Raw genomic sequence first — 23,988 nt, forward strand, 5'->3', positions numbered from 1 at the left:
AGGACCAGCCATGAACAATACCCGTTTCGACAAATCCAAACTGCCATCCCGCCACGTTACCGAAGGCCCGTCGCGCGCGCCGCACCGCTCGTACTTCTATTCCATGGGAATTTCCGAGGAAGAGATTCACCAGCCGTGGGTTGGCGTTGCGACCTGCTGGAACGAGGCGGCACCTTGTAACATCTCGCTGAACCGGCAGGCGCAAGCGGTGAAGGGCGGCGTGAAAAAGGGCGGCGGCACCCCGCGCGAATTCACCACCATCACCGTGACCGACGGCATTGCGATGGGCCATGAGGGCATGCGCTCCTCGCTGGCCTCGCGTGAGGCGATTGCCGACACGGTAGAGCTGACAATGCGCGGCCATTGCTATGACGCGATTGTGGGGCTTGCGGGCTGCGACAAATCGCTGCCGGGGATGATGATGGCGATGGTGCGGTTGAACACGCCGTCGGTGTTTATCTATGGCGGGTCGATCCTTCCGGGCCGTCTGAACGGTAAAGATGTGACTGTGCAGGATGTGTTCGAGGCCGTGGGCCAGCATCAGGCCGGCAATATGACAGATGCCGAGCTTGAGATTTTGGAACGTATCGCCTGCCCTTCGGCCGGTGCTTGTGGGGGCCAGTTTACAGCCAACACCATGGCTTGCGTGTCCGAAGCGATCGGCCTTGCGCTGATGAATTCTTCCGGTGCGCCGGCGCCTTACGAAAGCCGCGATCAATACGGTGAGGCCTCGGGCGTTGCCGTGATGAACCTGATCGAGAAAAACATCCGCGCCCGTGATATCGTTACGCGCAAGTCGCTGGAAAACGCCGCGCGGGTTGTGGCCTGTACCGGTGGCTCGACCAACGCAGGGCTGCATTTGCCTGCCATCGCGCATGAGGCGGGGATCGACTTCGATCTTTCGGATGTATGCGAGATTTTCCGCGACACGCCTTATTTTGTCGACCTCAAGCCCGGCGGGCAATATGTCGCCAAGGATCTTTATGAGGCAGGCGGTATTCCGGTTGTGATGAAAGAGCTGCGCAAGGCAGGCCTGATGCATGAGGATTGCATCACCGCTTCTGGCCGTTCCATGGGCGAAGAGCTTGACCGGATTCAGGGCGAGGCCGATGGCCGTGTTATCCATGCGATCTCCAACCCGATCACCAAAACCGGCGGCGTTGTCGGCCTGAAGGGCAACCTTGCCCCCGAAGGTGCGATTGTGAAAGTTGCCGGAATGAGCGCGGAACAGCAGGTCTTCAAAGGGCCGGCCCGTGTGTTTGAATGCGAAGAAGATGCGTTCGAGGCGGTAAAGGCACGCGGCTATGAAGAAGGCGAAGTGATCGTCATCCGCAACGAGGGCCCCGCAGGCGGCCCCGGCATGCGCGAGATGCTTTCGACCACTGCCGCGCTTTCGGGCCAAGGCATGGGTAAGAAAGTGGCGCTGATCACGGACGGGCGTTTTTCGGGTGCGACCCGCGGTTTCTGTGTGGGTCACGTCGGGCCAGAGGCAGCCCATGGCGGCCCGATTGCCTTGCTGCAAAACGGCGACATGATCACCCTGAACGCCGTTACAGGCGAGCTGTCGGTGGACCTGACGGACGCAGAACTTGCGACCCGCAAGGCCAATTGGAAGGGCCCGCGCCAAACCGAGTATGACAGCGGCGCGCTTTGGAAATATGCGCGTCTTGTGGGTGGTGCGCGGCTTGGCGCTGTGACCCATCCCGGCGCGCAGAAAGAGCGGCATGTCTATATGGATCAGTAAGGTCTGCATATGTGCGTTTTTGGTATCGGGCTGCGTTGCACCCGGTACCACGAAGGCACTGCAGTCGGGTCAGGTCGCGCGCAAAGACGTGGCCATTTCCGGGATAAAGCTGGCGGGCCCCGTCGGCTTTTGTCCGTTGACCCGTACGCGCCAGAAATTTGACGGTGCTGAGTTTGTCGCCTTCGCGCCATGTGACGGCTCCGAAGGTCCGATCCTTGCGGCGACGGTGGGGCCGAATGGCAGCGCCAAAGGGGTGGTCCTGACCAAAGCGTCCCTCGCCCCGTTTTTCAAGACCTTGGATGGCAAGGCCGCCCTGCGCGGTGCGGGCAATAATGATGATATCATCGTGCATGATGTGCGCGACATCCGTGGCGGTGTGACCTTGGGGCTGACACGAAGCGCCGAGGATAAGGAAAACGAATCCTGGCGGACGTTGATGGCGGTTGGCGAGCGGCTGATCACTCTTTCGGTTCGCCCCCGGCAAGACAAGACGATAAGCAACAGCGAAGGCCGCCGCCAGATTGATCGCTTTGCAGCGGCTGTGCGCCGCGCCAACGGGCTGTGACGCTGGATAAACATTTTTAACGATTATGTGAGACGACAGTCATAGTTTCTAATGAGGCATCTTGCAGCGGTGCCTGAAGAGAGAGTGACGGCGCAAACTATGATGAAGCAGCGAGACCGGTGGATTGACAAAGTGATGTACCGCCGCATGTTGCGGCGTTGGGCCAGATTGGCTGATATGGCCGAGGGGCTCGATTTGGAAAGCTTGCGACGCTATCGCGGGCAGGCGTTGAGTTTGCGTCGCAATCTGGACCGGGTGATACATCAAGCCGAACACCGGCTGGCCTTGCCGTTGATCGGGTCCGATGCTGCACCCAAGCCGATCGGGTCGGATTGGGCATGGCGGCCGGAGCCGTGGTACGGCCCGATCGCATTTTCGGGCTTGTCCAGCGTCAAGAACCAAACCTCGATCTGTGACGGGGTGAAGGTATTCCACGATTGCCCGCACAATGAACTGACTGTCCGCCAGCTCCGCAACTCGGACGAGGCGCACCTTGCACCTTTCGGTCTGCGGATGGATGTTTTCCGGTTTGAAGGCTCTTTTTTGTCGCTGGTGTTGGAGTTGCCCGATGCGGCGGTGGAGGGTTTGCGCCTGACCCATCTGATCGGGCTCAACGCGACGGTTGAGGCGGAAAAACCGCTTGAAATCTATGCGCGTTTGAACGTCAAGCAGGGGCCGAACGTGGAACAGATCGTGCGTCAACTGCCTTTGGAGGAGGGGGGGGCGAATGTCTTCGTGGAATTTGACCTCGCCTATACCAAGCTCGCGGAGAAGCAGATCGACCGGATCTGGGTGGATCTGATCTTTGACCGCGCGGAAATGAACCAGATCACGCTGCGCGATGTGACGTTCTCTCGTCGGCCAAGGGCGGAATTGTGATGCAGCGGCAAGAGAGCAAGGCAGCCAAGCTGATCAAGACGCGGATGCGGGCAGGTGTCTGGGAAGGTGTGTTGATCGGGGCGGGCGATGCGCCCGAGATCCACGTCTGGCATCTGGGGGAACCGATCGCAGGTGCCACCCTGACCGCGATGGAGGGTGGCAACTGGGCCTTACAGGTTCCGATCCCGGTCGAAACCCTATGCGACGGCGTGCAGACATTCCTGATTTTCGATGCGGCATCGGATGAAAAGCTGGGGCATTTCGCCCTCGTCAGCGGCGACGCACTGGAAGATGATATCCGCGCCGAGGTGGATCTTTTGCGCGCGGAGCTGGATATGCTCAAACGGACCTTCCGGCAGCATTGCCTGAGTGCGACAGTCTGATCAAAGGTGATTTACCCCAAGGTTTGCATTTCAAAACGGGTGCGCCATTGGTGACGCCGCGTTGGGGGTGACAGACCGGCCGCGCCGCGCCATGTTAGCCAAAACGCAGAGAGGTTTGGCATGACGCATTACCCACATCTACTGAAACCGCTTGATCTTGGATTTGTCACCCTACCCAATCGGGTACTGATGGGCTCGATGCATACGGGTCTGGAAGAGACCGGCGACTGGGCGCGGGTTGCCGAGTTTTATGCCACGCGGGCGCGGGGTGGGGTGTCCTTGATTGTTACGGGCGGGATGGCGCCGAACCCTGAGGGGGGCGTGTTTCCGGGGGCTGCGGGGCTTTATTCAGCGCAAGATATTGCCAACCACCGCCGTGTTGCCGATGCCGTTCATGCCGCAGGCGGGCGGATTGCGATGCAAATTTTGCACGCGGGTCGCTATGCCTATTCCAAGGATTGTGTCTCGGCCAGTGCGGTCAAATCGCCGATTTCGCCCTTTGCGCCCAAAGCATTGGATGAGGCCGGGATTGAGGCGCAGATCGCCGATATCGTCACCGCCGCCACCCGCGCGCAAGAGGCGGGCTATGACGGGGTGGAGGTGATGGGTTCAGAGGGGTATTTCCTGAACCAGTTTCTGGCGCGTCATGTGAACAAACGCACCGATCGTTGGGGCGGCGATTACGCCAACCGTATGCGTCTTCCGGTCGAGGTGGTGCGGCGGGTGCGTGCGGCCGTGGGGCCAAAGTTCATCCTGATCTACCGCATCAGCCTGATCGATCTGGTTCCCGATGGATCGACGTGGGAGGAGGTCGTGACCTTGGCCAAGGCGGTTGAGGCGGCTGGGGCGACCATGCTTAACACCGGCATTGGCTGGCATGAGGCACGGGTGCCGACCATCGCCACTTCTGTGCCGCGGGCCGTTTTTGCGTGGCTGACGGCACGTTTGCGGCCTGAGGTGTCCATTCCGGTCATTACCTCTAACCGGATTAACACGCCGGATGTGGCCGAGGGGATTTTGGCGGACGGGCAGGCTGATATGGTCTCTATGGCGCGGCCCTTTTTGGCCGATCCTGATTTTGTGGCCAAGGCGGCGGCAGGGCGGGCGGCGGAAATCGCGCCCTGTATTGCCTGTAATCAAGCCTGTCTGGACCATACGTTCAGCGGCAAGCTGACCTCATGTCTTGTCAATCCGCGCGCCTGTGCGGAAACCGAATTGCGCTATACGCCGACCAGCAGCCCGAAACGGGTGGCCGTGGTGGGTGCGGGGGCTGCGGGTATGATGTGTGCGATCGTGGCAGCAGGGCGGGGGCATCAGGTGACCCTTTTTGAGGCGCAGGATAGGGTTGGCGGGCTTTTGAACCTTGCCAAAGTTATCCCGGGCAAGGAGGAGTTTCGCGGGCTTGTCGATTGGTTTGCGGTGATGTTGGAGCGCGCCGGTGTGGACGTACATTTGAACCAGCGGGCCGCCGTGCAGGATCTGGCGGGCTTTGATGAGGTGGTCGTGGCCACCGGTGTTGCGCCGCGCGATCCGGGCATCGTCGGGCAGGACGGCGCCAATGTTCTGGACTACGGCGCCGTTCTGGCGGGGGCGCCGGTGGGCAAACGGGTTGCGGTTGTTGGCGCAGGGGGCATCGGCTTTGACGTGTCGGAGTTCCTTGTGCATCAAGGCGAAAGCCCGACCGAAGATCTTGCCCTTTGGCGGCGTGAGTGGGGCGTTGGCGATCCGGCAGATGTGCCGGGGGGGCTGGCAGCGACTGGCCCGCAGCCCGAACCTCCCGCGCGGCAGGTGGTGCTGTTGCAGCGCAAAGCAGGAAAGCTGGGCCGACGTTTGGGCAAGACCACCGGCTGGATCCATCGTGCCACCTTACAGATGAAGGGTGTCGAGATGCGTGGCGGCGTGACCTATGACGCGATTGGCCCCGAGGGCTTGCACATTAGTACCGCCGAGGGAGAAGAACTTTTGGCCGTTGATACGGTCGTGATCTGTGCGGGCCAAGTCCCGAACCGTAGGCTGGCCGATGCGCTGGAGGCGGCTGGAATTGCCTGCCATGTTATCGGTGGTGCGGAGGTCGCGGCAGAGCTTGACGCAAAGCGGGCCATTGACCAAGGCGCAAGACTGGGGGCCGCGATGTAGCGGGCTTTGCCCCCTTTGGCAAAGCCCGGGCCGGGGAAAGCGCTTTCCCCGGCAAGAGGCGCTTATTGCACCAACAGATCCGCGCCCGTCGCGGTATTGAACTCGGCCGGATCAACCTCGCCATCGGCGTTCGCATCCATCGCGGCAAAGACCTCTTCGGTCATGTTGGGATAGGTCGCGACCAGTTCCTCCATCGACCATGTTCCATTGCCATCGACGTCGGCAGGGGCCTCTTGGGCAAGGGCGGGAAGGGTGGTCATGCCGGCGACAAGGCCAAGTGCGATCATCAAACGGGTCATATCATATTCCTTCAACAAGTTGGGCGCAGGCACCATGCCTTCGCCTGAACAGAGCTAATCCGCGTCGGAACACTATTCCATAGGGCGCACCTATAGGCGGAAATCCCCGCCAAATTTTCGCCGATAGGGCTAAATCGGGAAACAATTTTCCGCGCAAAGCAAATCCAGCCCCTTTTCTTGCCGCCAGAACCGGCCCAAATCAGCGCGCTATTGCCGCCCATGTTTGTTTCCGGGCCATTAACGATCCTTGTAAATAACCCCTAACTGGCCGCGCTTGTGCCGCGATATTGCCCGAATTGGTGATCAGTAAGGGGGCATAGGCCTGTACTTATCGCATAGGGAATACAATGGATCGACTGACTGAAATGGAAGCTTTCGCCACGGTGGTGGATCAGGGTGGGTTCACCGATGCGGCGCGCAAGCTGGGAATCTCCAAATCTGCTGTTTCCAAACATGTCTCCTCGCTTGAGGCACGGCTGGGGGCGAGGTTGCTGAACCGTACCACCCGCCGCGTCAGCCCGACCGAGATTGGCCTTGCCTATTATGACCGCGCCCGCCGTGTGCTCAATGACGCAGGGGAGGCGGATGCGCTTGTCACCTCGATGCAATCCGCGCCCACGGGCCTGTTGCGCATCAGCGTGGCGACGGATTTTGGTGTGAGCCTGCTCTCGCCGATCTTGGGGGATTTTCTGGCGGAATATCCGGATATCACCGTCAATATGGTGCTCAATAACCGCTATGTAGAGCTGATTTCCGAAGGCTTCGATATGGCGGTTCGGATCGGTGATCTGGAAGATAGCAGCTTGCGGGCGCGCAAATTGACAGAGACTTCCAAACGTATGATCGCCTCCCCCGGCTATTTCCAAAAGCACGGGCGTCCGATGAAGATCGACGATCTGAACGAACACAAACTTTTGCACTATTCGAACCAAGCGAACGGAAATGTGTGGAAAATTCCTTCGCCATCGGGAGAAAAGCGACAAGTGCGCACGGCGGGCTGGCTGACGGTCAATGATGGCCAGTCGTTGCTGAATGCTGCGATATCGGGGCTTGGCATCGCCTATCTGCCATCGTTTCTATATGCTGATGCCCTGAAAAAAGGTGAGGTGGTTGAGGCGATCCCCAACTTGCCGGTTGATACGCTTGGCATCTATGCGGTATATCCGCCGGGACGATTTACGCAGCCCAAAGTGCGCGCCTTCATTGATTTTCTGGCGCGGCGCTATGCCGATCAGGGGCCGGACGGCTGGTAGCTACTCGGCTGCGGTCAAAATAGCCTCGACCCGCCGGTTCTTCTGGCGGCCCTCTTCGGTCAGGTTGCTGGCAATGGGGGCCAGATAACCCACGCCCTGCGCCTCTATTTGCGCGGGCGGAATGCCGTAAACCTCAATCAGGCGGGTACGGACAGAGGCTGCGCGGCGTTTGGAGATGACGATATTCCCCTCCAACCTGCCCGACGCATCCGTATGCCCCACCAGCGCCACGCGCCGGTCGGGGTTGGCAAGCAGCCAATCGGCCAAGGTGGCCAGCGCCGCATATGGCCCCTCGCTTAAATCGGCAGCGCCCGTGCCAAAGTCGAGCCCCTCCAGCACGGCGGTCCCGGTGTCAAAAAGCTGGGCGAGATCACTGTCCGTTGCGGGCAGCAGGGGGGTGTCCTGCTGTGTGACGATATTCGTTGCGGCAAAAAGCGGCGGGCCTGCATCCTCTATCGCGCGGGTGATTTGCACAAACCCCTTGCTGGCAGAGCGGCTGACCAAAAGGCCGATCGCCTCGGGGCCGGCCTCAACCTCGCGCTCCACCGAAAGATAACGGAAATCGCCAAGGTCCACATGCATGTCGGGTTCGGGCAGCACATCGATTGCAAAGCGGAAATCAAAGCCGCCGCAGCCTTGGGTTTCACATTCAAAGACGGGGGTGAAACCGGCAGCAAGCAGTTGCGCGCGCAGCGGTTGGATCAGGTCAAGGCTGCTAAGGCCGGGCGTATCGATCTGCCACGCGGCGCGCTCAATGGTGCCGTCGATGATCTTGCTGGGCAGCCCGTCTTTGGTCCAGCGGCCCGTGGGCATGGCAAAGCTGGCGCGCGTGGTGTCGGGGGCGGCGGTCGGCGTGGCCGGGCCGGGAAATTCCAGCGTAAATGCCTGCGCCCCCGACGCCGCGGCTAAGAACGCCAATCCGATCCATGCTTGTATTGCTTTGCCCATCGCTAGCCCTGTTTGACGCGGTAGTGATAGGCACCCACCTCATCCATGCCAAGGTTGGCATAAAGCGCACGTGCGGCAATGTTGTTTTCCGTCACAGCAAGGCAAAGCGTATCCGCCCCCTGATCCGCCGCCCAGACCGCAGCGGCCCGCATCATATTGCGCGCAGCGCCGTTGCGCCGCTGGCTGGGAGAGATTTCCAGCGCGTGCAGCATCGCGGTTTTGCCGTGGCAGGCGATAAAGGCCACCCCCGCCGCACGATCATTGACGCGCCCGAGAAGGCAGGTCTTGGGGCCTTGGGTACGGTCCATAACGGCCAGGCGCCCCGCCCCGATACCGGCCTCGGCCCAAAGCTGGGTGGCAATGCCCAAGGGGGGCCAGATGGTAAACGCCGCCATGGGCGAGAGCGCAGGATCTGCCAATGTCGTTACGGGGGCGGCATAGATCACCACCGGATCGTGGCGCAGATAGCCTTGTGCGTCTAGCAGGCCATCAAGGGCTGCATCGCTTGGTCGGACCATGAACAGCGGGGTCTGGCCAAGGGCGGCCATCGCGGCTTCGGCTTGGGCAATGTCGGAGGCATTTACCGGGCCATTGGCGGTGGTGGCCGATACGCGCTGCCCGCCACTGCGCCCCTCGCGCACCCGCCACGGCCCGTGCTGGGTGATGCTTGCGGGGGGCCATGTGGCCTCGGTGACGGCGTCTATATCGATGGGTTTTGTCATGTGAACATCGCCGCAAGCCGCATCATCGCCGCATCGATTTGGGCGGCATCCGTGCCACGGATTACCAAATTGGTCCCGTAAGCGCCGTTCACGACAAAGGGGTAGGACCCCATCGACAGATCGGGGTATTCGGCGGCCAGCGCGCCAAAGGGTGCGGCCACCTCACCCTCACCGCGATCAACGCGCAGGGATTGGCTGAGCAATGGCGCTCCACCGGTTAGGGTGGGCAGGACGCTGGCGACCATCGCCTGAAATATATTGGGCACACCGGCCATCACATGCACATTGCCAATGGTAAAGCCGGGCGCGGTAGAGATCGGGTTGTCAATCAAGGTTGCCCCATCGGGGATGCGCGCCATACGCTGACGGGCCTCGTTGAAGGGCATGCCGGACCGTTCGTAATGCGCGGCCAGCAGCGCCATCGCATCGGCGCGTTGGCTGATGGGGGTGTCAAAGGCGGCGGCGACGGCCTCGGCGGTGATGTCATCATGGGTGGGGCCGATCCCGCCCGAGGTGAACACCTGACCATACGCGCTGCGCAGCGCATTGACCGCGGCGATAATGGCCGCGCGGTCATCCGAGACGACCCGCACCTCGGCCAGATCAATGCCGTGGCGGGTCAGTTCGCCCGCCAGAAAGTGCATGTTGCTGTCACGGGTGCGGCCTGAAAGGATCTCGTCTCCGATGACCAGCATCGCGGCGGTGGGGTTGGTCATATGGCCTCCTGTGGGCATGTGTTTATCTGATATAGGGCGAGGAATGTGTGGTTTCAAACCCTGAAAATCAACGACCCGCCCGCAAGGTCTGGCAATTTTGGCGCGACGGGCCTAATTAGGGGCCAAAGCGGTTGCAGGAAGGCACGGGTTGTGGACGAGACGCGCGGACGGATTACAAAAGACGGCATTCGCATCTATGAAGACGCGGATTTTGCGGGGATGCATGCGGCGGGCAAGGTCGCGGCCGAAATACTGGACCTTGTCGGCCCATTGGTCGTGCCGGGCGTTACCACCTATGCGCTGGATAAATTCATCACCGACGAGGTAGAGCGCCGCGGCGTCACCTCGGCCACCATCGGTTATCGCGGGTATGAGCATGCCTCCTGTATCTCGGTCAATCATGTGGTGTGCCACGGGATTCCGGGCAGCAAGATCCCGAAGCGGTCCAATGATGTGATCCGCGAGGGTGATATCCTGAACATCGACGTCACGATCATTCTGGACGGGTGGTACGGTGATACCAGCCGCATGTATGTGGCGGGCAAGCCCAAACCCTTTGCCAAACGTCTGATGCAGGTTACCCATGACAGCTTGATGCTGGGGATCGAGGCCGTAAAGCCGGGCAATACCTTTGGCGACATCGGCTATGCGATCCAGTCCTATGTCGAGAAACAGGGTCTGTCTGTGGTGCGCGACTTTTGCGGGCATGGCATTGGCCGCGTCTTTCACGCCCCGCCGAATGTGGTGCATTACGCAGGCTTTCGCAAAGATGCGCAGGGCAATAAAATCTCTGCGCTGCGGCGCAATGTTCAGGATCGCACGGCTGTTCTGGAACAGGGGATGTTCTTCACGATTGAGCCGATGGTCAATCTGGGGCGTGCCGAAACCGAAGTGCTGGCCGATGAATGGACCGCCGTCACCCGCGATGGCAAGCTTAGCGCGCAATATGAGCATTCAATCGGTGTAACGGCGACGGGTGCCGAGATTTTCACGCTTTCGCCCGGCGACGTCTATAAATCCGCGCTGGAGGGCTAGGCCCTAGCCGCCAAGCCCCAGCTTTGCAGGCACGTCGCGCAGGGAGTGGATAACCTCTGCCCCTGTGGCGGCGAGCCTTGCGCCGTCATCATGTTCGGCCAGCCCAAGGCAACGTATCCCGGCATTTCTGGCCCCGAGGCATCCCGTCGGGCTGTCATCAATCACCACACAATCTGCCGGTGCCACGCCCAAAGCCTGTGCGGCATGCAGCCACAGCCCCGGGTCGGGCTTTGGGCAGCCAAGGCTTTGGCCGGAATAGAGATGCCCGTGGAATTGCGCCTTCAGGTCAGGGTATTGCCCAAGCGTGATCTGCATCTTTTGGTCCGACCCGTTAGAACCGACCGCACAGGGTATTCCGGCCTTGGCGATTACTGCCAGCACCTCTTCGGCGCCGTCGATCAGGGGCGTGCCTTGCGCCAACCGTGCATAAAGACGGGCGTAGAACGTATCGATCCAATCATCCGGCAGGCTAGCCCCAAGGCCGCGCGCAGCGGTAAAAAGCCCGCCAATCGTGCCGCCCAAAAAGCGTTGCTCCATCTCGGCGCGTGTCAGGTTCAGCCCGTGATCGGCAAGATCCTCGGCCAGCAGGGTGAAGGTGATGGCTTCACTGTCAACCAGCACGCCATCACAGTCGAATAAAATGGCTTTGGGGGTCATTCGGGGCCTCTTTCGGGGTTATGCGGGGGCGCGCAGGATGGTGATTGTGGTGTCGCCATATTTGCGCTGGTCCAACAAGGCAAAGCCTGCGGGCAAGGTGACGGGGGCGTTTTCCTCCCAGACGACGACGGCGCTTGGGGCGATCCAGTGCCCTACGATTGCGGCGGCCAGCGCGGCCTCGCCCATTTGTTTGCCGTAGGGCGGGTCGAGGAAGATCAGATCATAGGGCGCGGCGGGGTTTGGCGGCAGTTTCAGCGCCGATTGACGCAAAATGCCAGCGGTCAGGCGCGTGATCTCAAGGTTGCGTTTCAAGATGGCCAGCGCGGGTTTGCCATCATCGACAAAAGTGGCATTCTCCGCGCCACGGCTCAGGGCCTCCAGCCCCAGCGCCCCGGTGCCTGCGAACAGATCAAGCACCCGCGCGCCCGTCACCGGATTCGGTCCGCCATCAAGACGCCCGTTGATCAGCAGGTTAAAGATCGCCTCTCGGACGCGGTCCGATGTGGGGCGCAGATGGGCGGGGATGTCGCCTTTACCCACATCTGCCAGATGGGTGCCGCGGTGGGTGCCGCCGATGATACGCATTATGACAACAGTGCTTTCAGTTCGGTCGCGGGATCGCTGACCTGTGCGGGGTTTGGGGATTTGCCCGCTGCAAGCAGGCGTTTGGCGACCATGAAGGCGCGCGGGTCATTCATCGCATCCACCGCGAGCAGCTTTTCGCCTTGGTAGTACCAGAATGAAACGGCCCCCTCGGTGCGGCGTGTGGTGATGCGGTCATAGCCGGTGTTAAGCCCCGCAATTTGCAGTTTGATATCATATTGATCGGACCAGAACCACGGTGCCGGCACGTAATCCTTGGCGGCCCCCAGCATATTGGCGGCAACGCATTCGGCCTTCTCGATCGCATGGGGGACCGATTCCAGCCGCATCCGGCCATTTGGCACGGGGAAACTGGCGCAATCGCCCGCCGCCCAGATATCAGGCGCAGAGGTGCGGCCAAGCGCATCGGTGGCGATCCCGTTGTCAATCGTAAGGCCCGCCGCCTCGGCCAGCGCGGTGTTGGGGGTAATCCCGACCCCGACCATGACGAAATCCGCCGCAATCTCTTGCCCGTCCGACAGGCGTGCACCGGTGACATGAGGGCCGCCGAGCAAGCGTTCCAGCCCCGTGCCCTCAAGGATTTTCACGCCGTGGGTGCGATGCAAATCACGAAAGAAATTAGAGGTTTCCGCCGCCGCAACGCGCTGCAAAATCCGCGGGGCCATTTCCAGCACGGTCACATCCAGCCCCAGCTTTGCCGCCACCGCGGCCCCCTCCAGCCCGATATAGCCGCCGCCCACGATCACCACCTGTTTTCCGGTGGCGAAATAGCGTTGCATCGCATCGACATCGGCCAGATCACGCAGGGTGAACACCCCCTGCAAATCGCCCCCCATTGCGGCGGGCAAGCGGCGGGGCGATGAACCGGTGGTCAGTGCCAACCTGTCATATGTCAGAACCTCATCCCCAAGGGTGACGGTTTTGGCGACCGGATCAATCGCGGTGACAGTGGCGCCAAGACGCAAGACAATGTCATGATCAGCATAAAACTCTTCTGGGCGCAGGAACAAACGTTCGGCGGGCATCTCACCCAGCAGATAGGCTTTGGACAGGGGCGGGCGCTGATAGGGCGGCGCGGTTTCGGCACCGATCAGGGTGATGCGCCCGGTTTCCCCCAAGGTACGCAATTTGGCCACAAGCGATGCACCGGCCTGCCCAGCCCCGATTACGATTGTATGCGTCATCCGTATCCTTCCTGCTGGCTGCGGTTTTTCCAAATCATCACTAGCCGCGCCTTTGGGGGAAGCCTATATCTGTGGGCAGAGGAAACGCAACGCGAGAGGAAGAACAACATGACAATTTCTATCGGGGATACATTGCCAGAGGCGAATTTGCTGCGTTTGGGTGAGGCGGGTCCAGAAGAGGTTAGCCTTGGCGCGCTGACAAAAGGCCGCAAAGTGGTGATTTTCGCGGTGCCGGGGGCGTTTACGCCAACCTGCCATTCCTCGCATATGCCCAGCTTTATCCGCACCAAAGACGCGCTGGCCGCCAAAGGCGTGGATGAGGTGATTTGTGTTTCGGTCAATGACCCCTTCGTGATGAAAGCGTGGGGTGAGACGACAGGCGGCACAGAGGCGGGCATCACCTTGCTGTCCGACAGTGGCAGCGCCTTTACCCGTGCGATGGATATGACCTTTGACGCGCCACCTGCCGGCCTGTTGGCACGGTCCAAACGCTATGCGCTTTTGGCCGAAAACGGGGTTGTGAAGGTTCTGCACCTAGAAGAAAGCCCCGGCGCCTGTGAGGTTTCGGGCGGCGAATCCATGCTGGCTGCGATCTAAAAACCCTGAAAGAAAGCCTTGCCACATTGCGTTGCAGGGCTTTCTTTTGCTGCAAAGCGCGCCTATAGCAAATTATGCGGGATGACCCCGTGCAATTTGCTTATAGCAGGATTTTGATGAGAACGATAACAACAACGCAAGAGCTGGCCGCGTTTTGTGATGCCGCCAAAAATGAAAGCTATGTGACGATCGACACAGAGTTCCTGCGCGAACGCACCTATTGGTCCAAACTGTGCCTGATCCAGATGGCGCTTCCGGGCAAAGATGGCGATGCCGTGCTGGTGGATCCGATCGACGGCGCCGAGATGTCGCTGGAACCGCTTTATGACCTGTTTCGCCATGAGGCGACCGTCAAAGTGTTCCACGCCGCCCGTCAGGATCTTGAGATTTTCTTTGTTGAGGGCAATTGTTTCCCCAAGCCACTGTTTGATACGCAGGTCGCCGCGATGGTCTGCGGCTTTGGTGAGCAGGTCGGCTATGAAACCTTGGTGCGCAAAATCGCGCATGAGCCGTTGGATAAAACCAGCCGCTTCACCGATTGGTCCCGCCGCCCGCTGAGCGAGGCACAGAAAACCTATGCGCTGGCCGATGTCACCCATCTGCGCGTGATCTATGAGGCCTTGGCCGAGCAGATCGCCGAAAGCGGCCGCCAGAAATGGGTGGAAGAAGAACTGGGCGTTCTGACCGATCCCGAAACCTATACCATCCGCCCGCATGAGGCATGGCAGCGCATCAAGACGCGCACCAGCTCGGCGCGGTTTTTGGCGATTGTAAAGGAATTGGCCCAATTCCGCGAGGCTTATGCGCAGGGGCACAACGTTCCGCGCAGCCGTGTGGTCAAGGATGACGCGCTGTTGGAGCTTGCATCAACCAAACCCACCACGGTCGAAGATCTTGGCCGTTCGCGTCTGCTCTTGCGTGAGGCGCGGCGCGGAGAGATCGCCGAGGGGCTGCTTGCAGCGGTCAAAGCAGGCGTAGAGGCAAAGCCGGATACCTTGCCAAAGATCGATAATGGCAAGGACCAGATGCAGGTAAATCCGGCGCTGGCCGACTTGTTGCGAGTGTTGCTTAAGGCGAAATCCGAAGAGCTGGGCGTCGCTGCAAAACTGATCGCCTCTGCCTCGGATCTGGATCAGATTGCGGGCGGGCAGCGCAAGGTTGCGGCCCTTGCCGGTTGGCGAAATGAAGCCTTTGGTGAGGATGCGCTGCGTCTGTGCCGCGGTGAAATCGCGCTTTCGGCCAAGGGCAATAACATCAAGGTTGTGCGCCTCTAACGTTTACAGCGCGGCCAGCAAATCCATTTTTCTGGCCAGCTTTATGTCCTTTTCGGTTAGCCCATCCGTATCATGGGTGATCAAGCTGACGGTGACTGTAGGACACATCAAATGACCATCGCCCACCGCAAGGTGGGCGATTTTATTATAATAAACAGGTATTTATATTATTTTGGCGCTTTGCGCTTACGCCACTGGCGTTTGGCAAGCTACCTTGGCCTGTCTTTCGGTCAATGCGGCGTTGGGGGGGGATCCTGACAAGATCTGCAGGCTCGAAAAGAGAACAGCATGTCAACGAAGACTACGCTTCTTTGGACAAAAGGAAGGCTCGATCATAACCCCATTTATACACAAAGGCATAAGTCAGGTAGAAAACGGCCATCTCTCGCCTTTGACCCTCACGGCAGATTGCTTTGCAATCGCCTGCCGGGCAATGGCATCATCCCGTGCGTGCGACACAGTTCAGGGACGGGCACGCCGTTCTCAGCTTCTTTCAAGATCGAGACAATCTGCGCCTCTGAATATCGTGACGTCTTCATAGTGAATCTTCTTGGTATATCTTGCCGCGAAAACTCTAGTTTTCAACACAACCATTTTGCGGGGGGATTACCGTTGAAACCAAAAGCCTCGATGAAATTGCGAAAGCGGTAGGTCTTGGTGATGGCATCGCGGACAGGCCTCATTTCTCAGCAATTAGCAATTAGCAAGAAGCAAGAAGCGGGGCGAGGGCATCGTCGTCCGGTCTGGTCATTCGGTCCTCCGTCATGATGTGTTGCGAAACGGGCCATAGCTGGTGAGGATCTCGATATCCTCCTCCACCGCGTTGCGTTCGGCCGTCAAATAGTCACTGACCGCCCGTGCAAAACCCTCATTTGCGATCCAATGGAGGGAGTAAACCGGAGAAGGAAGATAGCCGCGCGCCAGTTTGTGATCGCCCTGCGCGCCTGCCTCTACCCGTTGCAACCCGTGCGCAATCGCCCAATCAATCGCGCGGTAATAGCACAGCTCAAAATGCAGGCAGGGGTGATCTTGGGTGCAGCCCCAATAGCGCCCGAAAAGCGCTTCGCGCCCGATGAAATTCAACGCGCCCGCCACGGGTTCATCACCGTCAAAGGCCAGAACCAGCAAGATATCGTCGCGCATCGTGGCGTGAAAGCGGTCAAAAGCCGCGCGGGTCAGATAGGGGGTGCCCCATTTGCGCGCGCCAGTATCCTGGTAAAACACCCAAAACGCATCCCAATGATCGGGGGTAATCTCATCCCCTGTCAGTGCGCGAATCTCGAGGCCCGCCGCATTTGCGGTTTGACGCTCTTTGCGGATAGCTTTGCGCTTGCGCGATGAAAGCTGGGCGAGGAAGGCGTCAAAGTTGGCGTAGTCGTTGTTTTGCCAATGATATTGTTGGGTAACGCGCATCATCAGACCCAAATCTGCGCCCCGTGCAGCCTCCGCTTCGGTGCAAAAAGTGATATGCAGCGAGGAAAGATCGTTCTGGCGGGCCACTTGGGTTGCGGCGGTGATCAGGGCTTGGGTGCCTTGAGCTTCCTTATCCGGCAAGGTCAGGAAACGGCGGCCGGTTGCGGGGGTGAACGGCGCGGCCACTTGCAGCTTGGGGTAATAGGCGCCGCCCGCCCGTTCAAAGGCGTGCGCCCAGTTGTGGTCAAAGATATATTCACCCTGACTGTGGGATTTGACGAACATCGGCATCGCGGCAATCGCACGCCCTGCCTGTCGCACCACCACAGGCCGGGGATGCCACCCCGACCGCTGGCCGATAGAGCCGGACTCCTCCAGCGCCAGTAAAAACCGGTGCGTGGTGAAAGGATCAATGGCGCGGCCAGTTTCTTGTTCAGGGCAGGCCAGCGCATCCCAATCCTTGGCGGGGATTTCGGCGAAACTGCTGTGCAACGTCACGTCGATGTCAGCCATGGGAACCTTTGGGCGGGCCGCCTGAAAACGGGGGCAGGTTATTCGAGTGGGGTGGGAAGATAGCCTTCGAACGTGATGTTCTGTACGACTTCGCGGGCTTTGCTCTCGGCCTCGGGCGAGGTGATGGTCCAGCACAGGATGGCCGCGCCTTTGTTGCGCAGCTCCGTTACGCGCGGGTTATCCAGATCTTTGGCGGCATGGCTGATGAAACTGGCATTGGCATGGTCATAATCGGGGATCATGCGCAGCCGGTCACAGGTTGCCGCCGGTATCGGAGCCCAATTTGCCGGATCGAACGAACAGGTGGTGATGCCGCGCGGGATCAGCGGGCAAAGCCGGGCCATGATGATCACCGAATTGGGGTTGAACGACATAATCGCCACTGGCCCGCCATAGCCTTCAAGGGCGGCGGCTGTTGCGGCCTCAAGCTTGCCGTCGGTGGGGCCAAGCTCTCCTTGCTGGTCTTTAAGTTCGATCAGAAGGGGGACCTGACCGGCCACAAGGGCAAGGATTTCGGGCAGCCCGGGGATGGTTTCGCGCCCGCCACGCAGCGGAATATGTGACAGCTCTGCCGCGGAGCGTTGGTTGACGGGGCCGGTTTCCAGCGTCAGCCGGTCCAAAATATCATCGTGGAATACCATTGCCTGACCGTCGCGAGACAGTTGCAGGTCAATCTCGATCGCGTAGCCCGCAGCAATCGCCGCACGAATGGCCGCGCGGGAATTTTCGGGGCGACGGTCGCGGATATCGTGCAAGGCGCGGTGGGCAATAGGCTTGGTCAGAAAATCGGCATGTAGGGCAAGAGACATGGCATTTCGCTTATGTTGATCGGAAAGGGGGCGCAGCGCCCCCAGACCGGTGTTCGCGGGCCAAAGCCGGCCCCCGAGTATCGGTGTTTCCGAAAAGTGGTTTTTAGGCAGAGATTTCAAAGATGCCTTCGATTTCTACGGCGACACCCAAAGGCAGGGATGCGGCAGAAACGGCAGAGCGCGCATGGCGGCCAGCATCGCCCAAGATTTCAACCAAGAAATCCGAAGCGCCGTTGATGACCTTTGGCTGATCGGTAAAATCGGCAGTGGAATTGACAAATCCGGTCAGCTTGATGACCCGCTTGAGCCGCGAAAGATCGCCGTTACAGGCGGCATTTACCTGGGCCAGCAAGGAAATGGCACAGCGTTGCGCTGCTGCGGCGCCTTCCTCGGCTGTCAGATTGTCACCAAGACGGCCCTTGATAAGGCCATCGGGGCCTTGGCTGATCTGGCCGGAGACATAAAGCGTGTTGCCGTCCAGAACAAATGGGACATAGTTGGCGGCGGGGGCAGGGGCGTTTGGCAATGTGATGCCACGTTCGGCAAGGCGGGAAGCGATTGTCATTTTCGTCCTTTCGAGTGTTTGGACGAGGCTACCCCTTTTCCCCCTATGGTGAAATGGAAATTCACTATGTTCTGGCGATGAGACGCGCTTTTGTTTGTTTATTCCTCGCGGAAAGCGCGGGAAAAATAGTCGGCAAAGGGTTTGAGCAGATAGGCCAGAGGTGTTCGCTCTTGCGTGCGGATAAACGCCTCGACCGGCATGCCGGGAATCAGGGTTAACCCCTCTAGTTTTTCAGTTTCTCCCGGATTGGGGATGATTTCGGCACGGTAATAGGGCATTTGCGTGCGTTGATCGGTTAGCGCATCGGCGGAAACCGCTGTGATGTGCCCCGAAAGTTCCGGGGTGGTGCGGGAGGGAAAGGCGGAAAAGACCAGTTTTGCAGGTTGGCCGACACGGATTTGGTCAATGTGATACGGCTGTACCTGTGCTGCGATCACCAGCGGGCGATCTTGGGGGATGAGGTAAAGCACCGGGTCGGCGGGGCGCAAAACCGCGCGTGGGGTGGTCACCTGCAGGCCAAGCACAATGCCCGACACCGGCGCCACAATATCGAGCCGCGTGATACGTTCTGTCAGGGCGCGGCGGCGCTCTGCCAGTTCAAGCTCGCGGGTGCCGATATCGCGCAGCTCGGTGTTTGCCTCCTCGCGGCGGGCGGCGGCAAGTTTCAGAACCTCGATCTCAATCTCGGTGATGCGGCCTAGGGATTGCGCGCGCGTGGCGGCCAGCTCCCCTGCTTGGCCCTCAAGTCGGGCGGCTTCACGTTGCAGACTCAATAGGCGTGGCGCTTGGGCCAAACCTTTGGCTAGCAGATCTTTTTGTGTCTGAAGCTCTTGATTTATCAGCGTGATTTGTAGGTCCATTGCATGTGATTGTGCGGCGATCCCCGTGATCTGGCTGTCGATCTGGGCACTGCGTTTGGCAAGCTGGTCCAACTGTTGCGTCACAGTTTCTTTTCGCGCGGCAAAGAGGCGGCGCTGCCCCTCCATCAAGGCTTTTATGGGGGTGTGGGATGTGGCGTCCACCAGTTCTGCGGGAAAGCTGATCTGGGCCTTGTCATCGCGCTCTGCCTCCAGTCGGGCGCGGCGGGCAAGCACCTCAAAGAACTGCCCCTCGACGATCGCCAGCTCCGACTTCAGGGCGGCGCCGTCCAGCCGCAGCAGCAAATCCCCGGCCTTGACCGGTTGCGATTCCACGACATGAATAGAGGCGACAACCCCGCCATCGGGATGCTGAACGATCTGGCGGTTCTGTTCCACCTCGATCCGGCCTGAGGCGACGATCGCCCCTGTGATGGTTGTCATCACGCTCCACCCGCCGATGAGGACGACCAACACGAACAACGTTGCCAGCCCGATCATGACGGGCTTGCGCACGGGCCAGTCTTGCGCCGATGGGGGGGGGATCTGGCTCATGCCGCGCCCCCCTGAGTGTTGGCTTGGGTAATTTCGCTATGGTTTTTGACCATGTCACGCAGCACCTGGTCGCGCGGGCCAAAGGCGCGGCGGGTGCCGTTTTCCAGAACCAAAAGCATATCGCATTCCTGAATGGCAGCAGGGCGGTGCGCCATGATCAGCACCGAATTTCCCGCCTTCTTCATCGCGCGGATGGCGTGGTTCAAAGCCGTTGACCCTTCACTATCAAGGTTGGAATTCGGTTCATCAAGCACCAGAAACACCGGATCCCCATAGAGGGCGCGGGCAAGGCCGATACGCTGTATCTGGCCCCCCGACAGCCGCCCGCCCAAGCTGGAGATACGGGTGTCATAGCCGTCGGGCAGCTTCAATATCATGTCATGGGCCGCAGCACGGCGAGCGGCCTTTACAATGTCCGCAGGGTCGGCCTGCAAAGAAAGCCGCGCGATATTCTCGGCGATCGTGCCGTCAAACAGGGTGATGCGCTGCGGCAGATAGCCGATATATCTGCCCAATATATCCGGATCATATTGGTCGAGCGTGGCCCCATCCAACCGGATCGTGCCGCCCGCGGGCCGCCAAACCCCGGTCAAAGCCCGCGCGAGAGTGGATTTCCCGGACCCCGACGGCCCTATAATGCCGATGGCCTGTCCGGCTTGAACGGTGAAGGAGACCATGCGCAGAACGGTTTGGTTCCCGCCGGGCGGCACCACAGTCAGGGACTGGATATCAAGAACCGCGCGGGGACGGGGCAGGGCAGTACGTGCCACATTGGCAGGTTGCGATGACAGCAAATCCGCAAGGCGCGCCCAGCCTTGCTGGGATCTTTGCACCAGCGCCCATTGGCTGACCAACACCTCAATTGGGGCCAAAGCGCGGCCCAGCAGAATGGAACCTGCAATCATCGCACCGGCGCTTAACGCGCCTTGCAAAACCAGATAGGCTCCGACCCCAAGCATCGCCGATTGCAAAAACAGGCGGAAGGTTTTGGAGCTGGCCGTAAAAATCCCGCCCATATCGGTGGCGGCAACGCTGGCCCGTAAGGCGGCGTCCCGTGCAAGCTGCCACCGGGTAAAACTGGCCCCAGCCATGCCAAGCGCTTGCACGGCCTCTGATTCGCCCTTGAGGTTGTCCGCCATCCGGTCTGCATGCACAGAGGCCAGATTGGCTTGGCCAAGCGGGACCTTGGTCAGGTTGCGATTCATAAGGGTGAGCAGCACAAGGCAAACGCCGCCTGCAATCGCGAGCCACCCGAGAACCGGATGGAAAATGAATATTGCGGTTAGAAACAGCGGTGTCCATGGAATATCGAAAAAGGCCAGATGCACAGGCGATGAAAGAAAGCGTTGCACAGCCTCCAGATCGCGCTGCGCGATCATTGCGGCCTGATCATCGGGGGCAATCGCCAATCGTCGAACGGCAGCCTGAAACACGCGCTTGTCCAAGGTGGCCTGAAACCTTGCGCCGACCCGGGCGATAATCCGGCTGCGCGCGTAATCCAGCAATCCCATCGCGATAAAAAGCACCAAAACCAGCACCGAAAGCGCCAGCAACGTCTCCTCTGACCGGCTGCCCAGCACCCTGTCATAGATCTGCAGCATATAAAGTGGACCCGTCAGCATCAGCAGGTTGACGAAAAAACTGAATACGAAAATCGTGAGGTAGAGCCCGCGGCCCTTGCGGCGTGCGTTCTTCAGCTCTTGTAAGCCTGTGCGATGGTCCCGCTGCGTCATGGTTGGGCGTTCTTTTCTGTAAGGTTTCGCGAAAATGCCGAGACTATGCCCAGACTAACGCCAAATCCTTATCAGAACCTTGCCCGCCGTGGTGGCCGGAGTGAAAAAGAGCGCGAAGCTTGTAGGGCCTGCCTAGTTTCCGCCCAAAATGCCCAACACCTCTTGCAAAATGCGGTCTGCCAAAGGGGCCTCGTTCGGTTGCTGTTGTACCTGCGGGTCATTGTCTTGCATTTGCGGTTGTTGCTGCTGGTATTGCGGATCTTGGTACTGGGGCTGAGGCGGCAGACGTGGCTCGGGGATGATCATTGGCAGCGCGCGGGGAGGCATGCCCTCATGCACACGGGTCATTACCTCTTGCCAGATCTCGGCGGGCAAACCGCCCCCCGTCACGCCGCTTAGGGGCGTGTTGTCATCATAGCCCATCCAGACGCCGGCCACATAATCGGCGGTAAAGCCGATAAACCACGCATCTCGCGCCGCCGAGGTGGTGCCGGTTTTACCCGCCGCCTGTCGACCTTCCAACTTGGCGCGGCGACCTGTGCCCTCTTCTACGACCATATGCATCATATAGGTCAGGTATTTGGCTGATTGATCCGATATCACCCGCTCTCCGATGCCGCCGTCTTGGCCCAAAATCGGGGTCTTGTCGCCCTGCAAGCGTAGATCGATCAAACCGTAGGGCCGCACCGAGGACCCACCGTTCAAGATCCCGGCAAAGGCACCCGTCATCTCCAACAATGTGGATTCGGAGGCACCAAGCGCCAGCGCGGGGCCAGCCGCCAAGTCACTCTCGATCCCGAAATCAGAGGCCACTTTGCGCACCACATCACGGCCCACCGCCTCAGAGATGCGCACGGCAGCGACGTTGATAGATTGCTCCAGCGCTTTGGTCAGCGTGATCAGGCCCAGATACCTGTTGGTATAGTTGCGCGGCGAATAAGGGCCAGAGCCGGGGACGTTGATCGTCAGCGGCGCATCCTCGACATAATCGGCGGGGGTATAGCCAAGGTCCATCGCGGCGGCATAGACGAAGGGCTTGAAGGCCGATCCGGTTTGCCGGTTGGCCATGGTCGCGCGGTTAAAGCTGCCGGGGGGGACGTTTTTGCGCCCGCCAACCATTGCCCGCACCGCACCATCGGCCGACATCACAACCACGGCCGCCTCAGCCTTGGAGCCTTCGCGCACCTTGGTCGCGAAAATCTCGGCCAAGGCACCTTCGGCAGCGGTTTGCAGGCGCTGGTCTAGCGTGGTGCGCATAATCACATCTTCGGTGGTGTCTTTGGTCAGGAAGTTGGGGCCTTCGCTCATCACCCAATCGGCAAAATAGGTGCCGACCCGCGCATCGGCGGCCTCTGACAGGGTGGCGGGTGTGCGGGTTGCTGCCTCATGCTCTGCCATGGTCAGGAAACTTTGCTCGCGCATCAGGTCAAGCACAAGTTGCGCGCGGTCCTGCGCACGCTGAAGGCTGGCCGTCGGCGCATAGGTAGAGGGCGCCTTTAGCAATCCGGCAAGCATGGCGGCCTCGGCGGCATTCACCACATTGGCGGATTTGCCGAAATAGCGTTGGGCGGCGGCCTCAAACCCGCGGGCACCTGCGCCCAGATAGGCACGGTTGAAATAGATCGTCAGGATCTCTTCCTTGGTATAGCGCGCCTCAAGGGCAAAGGCATAGGGCACCTCACGGACTTTGCGCATCAAGCCGCCTTTGCGGCAATCGGCCTCATACTCTGCCTCGGATTTCCACTGGGTCGGATCAAAGGGCACGCCAAGACACAAAAGCTTGGCAACCTGCTGCGTGATGGTGGAGCCGCCATTACCCTGCAACGGCCCGCGTCCCTCACGCAGGTTGATCCGCACCGCAGAGGCGATCCCGCGCGGGGAAATGCCGAGATGCCGGTAAAAGCGCCGGTCCTCGGTCGCGATCACCGCATCGTGGAGGTATTGCGATACATTCCCGGCCGTGGCCGAGCCGCCAAAGGTCTCGCCACGCCACGCAAAGACCTTGTCATTGCGGTCCAGCAAGGTCACCGAGCCGCGCGCGCGGGCATCGAGCATATCGCCCACAGGGGGCATCTGCGCATAAAAGTAAAAGGTGACGCCCGCCACGATCAGCGCAAGAACCGCCCCCGCGCGCCAGGTAAAGCCCCAGATGATGCGCCAGATCAGGCCAAAGAATGCCATGATCCAGCCCGAGAGCCCGCGTCTGGCTGTCGCGCGTCTTGGCGCCCGGCCCTTGGCGCGTGACTCTTTGGGCGGCTTGGATTTGCCCCCGCCAGCCGGTTTCTTGTAGCGGCGATCCGCGACCATTGGCTTTTTGCCTGAACTGCTCATTCAACATCTTTCGTGTTTTCACGCATTATTTGGCGCGACCATAGCTTGGTTGCGACGGATTGTGGAGTGTTAAGGCATCCTGCTGACGTATCATTGAAGTCGGTTTTTTAGGCGGTTTTGCGAAAACGCGCGAAATTTATGCGCAAATGCTGTTTTTTGCACCAACGGTCCTGCCGGTTGCTTGTGCTGCAGCTGCAAACTGTCCCCCTTAAAAGCA

23 protein-coding genes and 1 pseudogene are annotated in these 23,988 nt (G+C 60.0%); 9 read left to right on the top strand and 15 right to left on the bottom strand.

Going from position 1 to position 23,988, the window contains the following annotated elements; genetic code table 11:
- The first annotated feature begins 10 nt into the window (after positions 1–10).
- The 5 genes from ilvD to EOK75_RS11015 all read left to right on the top strand — a co-directional run bounded on the left by ilvD (position 11) and on the right by EOK75_RS11015 (position 5,707).
- On the top strand, positions 11–1,744 hold the full coding sequence (gene ilvD / locus EOK75_RS10995; RefSeq protein WP_137193992.1) for a dihydroxy-acid dehydratase: 1,734 nt from the start codon (positions 11–13) through the stop codon (positions 1,742–1,744).
- Positions 1,725–2,309, top strand: a complete 585-nt coding sequence (locus tag EOK75_RS11000) for a hypothetical protein (protein ID WP_137193993.1) — start codon at positions 1,725–1,727, stop codon at positions 2,307–2,309. The genes ilvD and EOK75_RS11000 overlap by 20 nt, the downstream gene beginning before the upstream one ends.
- 99 nt (positions 2,310–2,408) lie before the next feature.
- Positions 2,409–3,188 (top strand): DUF6478 family protein, encoded by a 780-nt coding sequence (locus EOK75_RS11005; protein ID WP_137193994.1) that lies wholly within the window; start codon positions 2,409–2,411, stop codon positions 3,186–3,188.
- Positions 3,188–3,571 carry a hypothetical protein gene (locus tag EOK75_RS11010; RefSeq protein ID WP_137193995.1) on the top strand — a complete coding sequence of 128 codons (384 nt, stop codon included), beginning with the start codon at positions 3,188–3,190 and terminating at the stop codon, positions 3,569–3,571. The genes EOK75_RS11005 and EOK75_RS11010 overlap by 1 nt, the downstream gene beginning before the upstream one ends.
- Before the next feature lie 120 nt (positions 3,572–3,691).
- A complete protein-coding gene (locus tag EOK75_RS11015) occupies positions 3,692–5,707 on the top strand; it encodes an NADPH-dependent 2,4-dienoyl-CoA reductase (protein WP_137193996.1) in 2,016 nt (671 codons plus the stop codon).
- A gap of 62 nt (positions 5,708–5,769) precedes the next feature.
- On the opposite strand, the gene EOK75_RS11020 is transcribed toward EOK75_RS11015, so the two are convergent.
- Positions 5,770–6,006 carry an EF-hand domain-containing protein gene (locus EOK75_RS11020; protein ID WP_137193997.1) on the bottom strand — a complete coding sequence of 79 codons (237 nt, stop codon included), beginning with the start codon at positions 6,004–6,006 and terminating at the stop codon, positions 5,770–5,772.
- A 347-nt stretch (positions 6,007–6,353) separates the two neighbouring features.
- Between EOK75_RS11020 and EOK75_RS11025 the strand changes: the two genes are divergently transcribed.
- Entirely contained in the window at positions 6,354–7,259 is a 906-nt protein-coding gene (locus EOK75_RS11025; RefSeq protein ID WP_137193998.1) for a LysR family transcriptional regulator, read from the top strand.
- On the opposite strand, the gene EOK75_RS11030 is transcribed toward EOK75_RS11025, so the two are convergent.
- The 3 genes from EOK75_RS11030 to EOK75_RS11040 are packed head-to-tail and all read right to left on the bottom strand — an operon-like array spanning position 7,260 to position 9,645.
- Complete coding sequence (locus tag EOK75_RS11030; RefSeq protein ID WP_137193999.1) at positions 7,260–8,207, bottom strand: OmpA family protein; 948 nt, start codon at positions 8,205–8,207, stop codon at positions 7,260–7,262.
- Positions 8,208–8,209: 2 nt separating this feature from the next.
- Positions 8,210–8,929: a GNAT family N-acetyltransferase gene (locus tag EOK75_RS11035; RefSeq protein WP_137194000.1), complete on the bottom strand. Its 720-nt coding sequence runs from the start codon at positions 8,927–8,929 to the stop codon at positions 8,210–8,212.
- Complete coding sequence (locus EOK75_RS11040) at positions 8,926–9,645, bottom strand: competence/damage-inducible protein A (protein WP_137194001.1); 720 nt, start codon at positions 9,643–9,645, stop codon at positions 8,926–8,928. Before EOK75_RS11040 ends, EOK75_RS11035 begins: the two co-directional genes overlap by 4 nt.
- A gap of 150 nt (positions 9,646–9,795) precedes the next feature.
- On the opposite strand from EOK75_RS11040, the gene map reads away from it, so the two are divergent.
- Positions 9,796–10,680, top strand: a complete 885-nt coding sequence (gene map / locus EOK75_RS11045; RefSeq protein ID WP_137194002.1) for a type I methionyl aminopeptidase — start codon at positions 9,796–9,798, stop codon at positions 10,678–10,680.
- Between the two features lie 3 nt (positions 10,681–10,683).
- Here the strand turns inward: map and EOK75_RS11050 are convergent, their stop codons facing one another.
- The 3 genes from EOK75_RS11050 to EOK75_RS11060 are packed head-to-tail and all read right to left on the bottom strand — an operon-like array spanning position 10,684 to position 13,124.
- Entirely contained in the window at positions 10,684–11,337 is a 654-nt protein-coding gene (locus tag EOK75_RS11050; protein ID WP_137194003.1) for an HAD family hydrolase, read from the bottom strand.
- 18 nt (positions 11,338–11,355) lie between these two features.
- On the bottom strand, positions 11,356–11,922 hold the full coding sequence (gene rsmD / locus EOK75_RS11055; RefSeq protein ID WP_137194004.1) for a 16S rRNA (guanine(966)-N(2))-methyltransferase RsmD: 567 nt from the start codon (positions 11,920–11,922) through the stop codon (positions 11,356–11,358).
- A complete protein-coding gene (locus tag EOK75_RS11060) occupies positions 11,922–13,124 on the bottom strand; it encodes an NAD(P)/FAD-dependent oxidoreductase (protein WP_137194005.1) in 1,203 nt (400 codons plus the stop codon). The genes rsmD and EOK75_RS11060 overlap by 1 nt, the downstream gene beginning before the upstream one ends.
- A gap of 108 nt (positions 13,125–13,232) precedes the next feature.
- On the opposite strand from EOK75_RS11060, the gene EOK75_RS11065 reads away from it, so the two are divergent.
- The gene (locus EOK75_RS11065) at positions 13,233–13,721 is read left to right on the top strand and encodes a peroxiredoxin (RefSeq protein WP_137194006.1); all 489 of its coding nucleotides are present in this window, start codon (positions 13,233–13,235) and stop codon (positions 13,719–13,721) included.
- Positions 13,722–13,837: 116 nt separating this feature from the next.
- Positions 13,838–14,995, top strand: a complete 1,158-nt coding sequence (gene rnd / locus EOK75_RS11070; protein WP_137194007.1) for a ribonuclease D — start codon at positions 13,838–13,840, stop codon at positions 14,993–14,995.
- A 3-nt stretch (positions 14,996–14,998) separates the two neighbouring features.
- Here rnd and EOK75_RS11075 read toward each other — a convergent pair whose 3' ends face one another.
- The 8 genes and pseudogenes from EOK75_RS11075 to EOK75_RS11110 form a co-directional block, all read right to left on the bottom strand.
- Positions 14,999–15,103 (bottom strand): 4a-hydroxytetrahydrobiopterin dehydratase, encoded by a 105-nt coding sequence (locus EOK75_RS11075; protein ID WP_137194008.1) that lies wholly within the window; start codon positions 15,101–15,103, stop codon positions 14,999–15,001.
- Between the two features lie 332 nt (positions 15,104–15,435).
- Positions 15,436–15,534 (bottom strand): annotated as a pseudogene (locus tag EOK75_RS11080) (transposase); the annotation flags it as partial.
- A 223-nt stretch (positions 15,535–15,757) separates the two neighbouring features.
- The gene (locus EOK75_RS11085) at positions 15,758–16,921 is read right to left on the bottom strand and encodes a GNAT family N-acetyltransferase (RefSeq protein WP_137194010.1); all 1,164 of its coding nucleotides are present in this window, start codon (positions 16,919–16,921) and stop codon (positions 15,758–15,760) included.
- A gap of 38 nt (positions 16,922–16,959) precedes the next feature.
- Positions 16,960–17,730 (bottom strand): glycerophosphodiester phosphodiesterase family protein, encoded by a 771-nt coding sequence (locus tag EOK75_RS11090; RefSeq protein ID WP_137194011.1) that lies wholly within the window; start codon positions 17,728–17,730, stop codon positions 16,960–16,962.
- 103 nt (positions 17,731–17,833) lie between these two features.
- Complete coding sequence (locus EOK75_RS11095) at positions 17,834–18,295, bottom strand: RidA family protein (protein WP_137194012.1); 462 nt, start codon at positions 18,293–18,295, stop codon at positions 17,834–17,836.
- A 98-nt stretch (positions 18,296–18,393) separates the two neighbouring features.
- Positions 18,394–19,707, bottom strand: coding sequence for an HlyD family type I secretion periplasmic adaptor subunit (locus EOK75_RS11100; RefSeq protein ID WP_137194013.1), 1,314 nt, complete (start codon positions 19,705–19,707; stop codon positions 18,394–18,396).
- The gene (locus EOK75_RS11105; protein WP_137194014.1) at positions 19,704–21,440 is read right to left on the bottom strand and encodes a type I secretion system permease/ATPase; all 1,737 of its coding nucleotides are present in this window, start codon (positions 21,438–21,440) and stop codon (positions 19,704–19,706) included. The genes EOK75_RS11100 and EOK75_RS11105 overlap by 4 nt, the downstream gene beginning before the upstream one ends.
- Before the next feature lie 132 nt (positions 21,441–21,572).
- Entirely contained in the window at positions 21,573–23,771 is a 2,199-nt protein-coding gene (locus EOK75_RS11110; protein ID WP_137194015.1) for a transglycosylase domain-containing protein, read from the bottom strand.
- Between the last annotated feature and the right edge of the window lie 217 nt (positions 23,772–23,988).

Origin of the sequence: Pseudorhodobacter turbinis (genome assembly GCF_005234135.1) — a bacterium.
In the GTDB taxonomy this organism is placed as follows: domain Bacteria; phylum Pseudomonadota; class Alphaproteobacteria; order Rhodobacterales; family Rhodobacteraceae; genus Pseudorhodobacter; species Pseudorhodobacter turbinis.

Excerpts from the sequence above, each read along its gene's own strand:
- EOK75_RS11035 (WP_137194000.1), bottom strand. The coding sequence starts at position 8,929 with ATGACAAAACCCATCGATATAGACGCCGTCACCGAGGCCACATGGCCC.
- EOK75_RS11095 (WP_137194012.1), bottom strand. The coding sequence starts at position 18,295 with ATGACAATCGCTTCCCGCCTTGCCGAACGTGGCATCACATTGCCAAAC.
- EOK75_RS11000 (WP_137193993.1), top strand. The coding sequence starts at position 1,725 with ATGTCTATATGGATCAGTAAGGTCTGCATATGTGCGTTTTTGGTATCG.
- ilvD (WP_137193992.1), top strand. The coding sequence starts at position 11 with ATGAACAATACCCGTTTCGACAAATCCAAACTGCCATCCCGCCACGTT.
- EOK75_RS11075 (WP_137194008.1), bottom strand. The coding sequence starts at position 15,103 with ATGTGTCCTACAGTCACCGTCAGCTTGATCACCCATGATACGGATGGG.
- EOK75_RS11020 (WP_137193997.1), bottom strand. The coding sequence starts at position 6,006 with ATGACCCGTTTGATGATCGCACTTGGCCTTGTCGCCGGCATGACCACC.
- EOK75_RS11015 (WP_137193996.1), top strand. The coding sequence starts at position 3,692 with ATGACGCATTACCCACATCTACTGAAACCGCTTGATCTTGGATTTGTC.
- EOK75_RS11110 (WP_137194015.1), bottom strand. The coding sequence starts at position 23,771 with ATGAGCAGTTCAGGCAAAAAGCCAATGGTCGCGGATCGCCGCTACAAG.
- EOK75_RS11065 (WP_137194006.1), top strand. The coding sequence starts at position 13,233 with ATGACAATTTCTATCGGGGATACATTGCCAGAGGCGAATTTGCTGCGT.
- EOK75_RS11025 (WP_137193998.1), top strand. The coding sequence starts at position 6,354 with ATGGATCGACTGACTGAAATGGAAGCTTTCGCCACGGTGGTGGATCAG.
- EOK75_RS11105 (WP_137194014.1), bottom strand. The coding sequence starts at position 21,440 with ATGACGCAGCGGGACCATCGCACAGGCTTACAAGAGCTGAAGAACGCA.
- EOK75_RS11085 (WP_137194010.1), bottom strand. The coding sequence starts at position 16,921 with ATGGCTGACATCGACGTGACGTTGCACAGCAGTTTCGCCGAAATCCCC.
- EOK75_RS11005 (WP_137193994.1), top strand. The coding sequence starts at position 2,409 with ATGATGAAGCAGCGAGACCGGTGGATTGACAAAGTGATGTACCGCCGC.
- EOK75_RS11050 (WP_137194003.1), bottom strand. The coding sequence starts at position 11,337 with ATGACCCCCAAAGCCATTTTATTCGACTGTGATGGCGTGCTGGTTGAC.
- rnd (WP_137194007.1), top strand. The coding sequence starts at position 13,838 with ATGAGAACGATAACAACAACGCAAGAGCTGGCCGCGTTTTGTGATGCC.
- EOK75_RS11060 (WP_137194005.1), bottom strand. The coding sequence starts at position 13,124 with ATGACGCATACAATCGTAATCGGGGCTGGGCAGGCCGGTGCATCGCTT.
- EOK75_RS11030 (WP_137193999.1), bottom strand. The coding sequence starts at position 8,207 with ATGGGCAAAGCAATACAAGCATGGATCGGATTGGCGTTCTTAGCCGCG.
- EOK75_RS11040 (WP_137194001.1), bottom strand. The coding sequence starts at position 9,645 with ATGACCAACCCCACCGCCGCGATGCTGGTCATCGGAGACGAGATCCTT.
- EOK75_RS11090 (WP_137194011.1), bottom strand. The coding sequence starts at position 17,730 with ATGTCTCTTGCCCTACATGCCGATTTTCTGACCAAGCCTATTGCCCAC.
- EOK75_RS11100 (WP_137194013.1), bottom strand. The coding sequence starts at position 19,707 with ATGAGCCAGATCCCCCCCCCATCGGCGCAAGACTGGCCCGTGCGCAAG.
- rsmD (WP_137194004.1), bottom strand. The coding sequence starts at position 11,922 with ATGCGTATCATCGGCGGCACCCACCGCGGCACCCATCTGGCAGATGTG.
- EOK75_RS11010 (WP_137193995.1), top strand. The coding sequence starts at position 3,188 with ATGCAGCGGCAAGAGAGCAAGGCAGCCAAGCTGATCAAGACGCGGATG.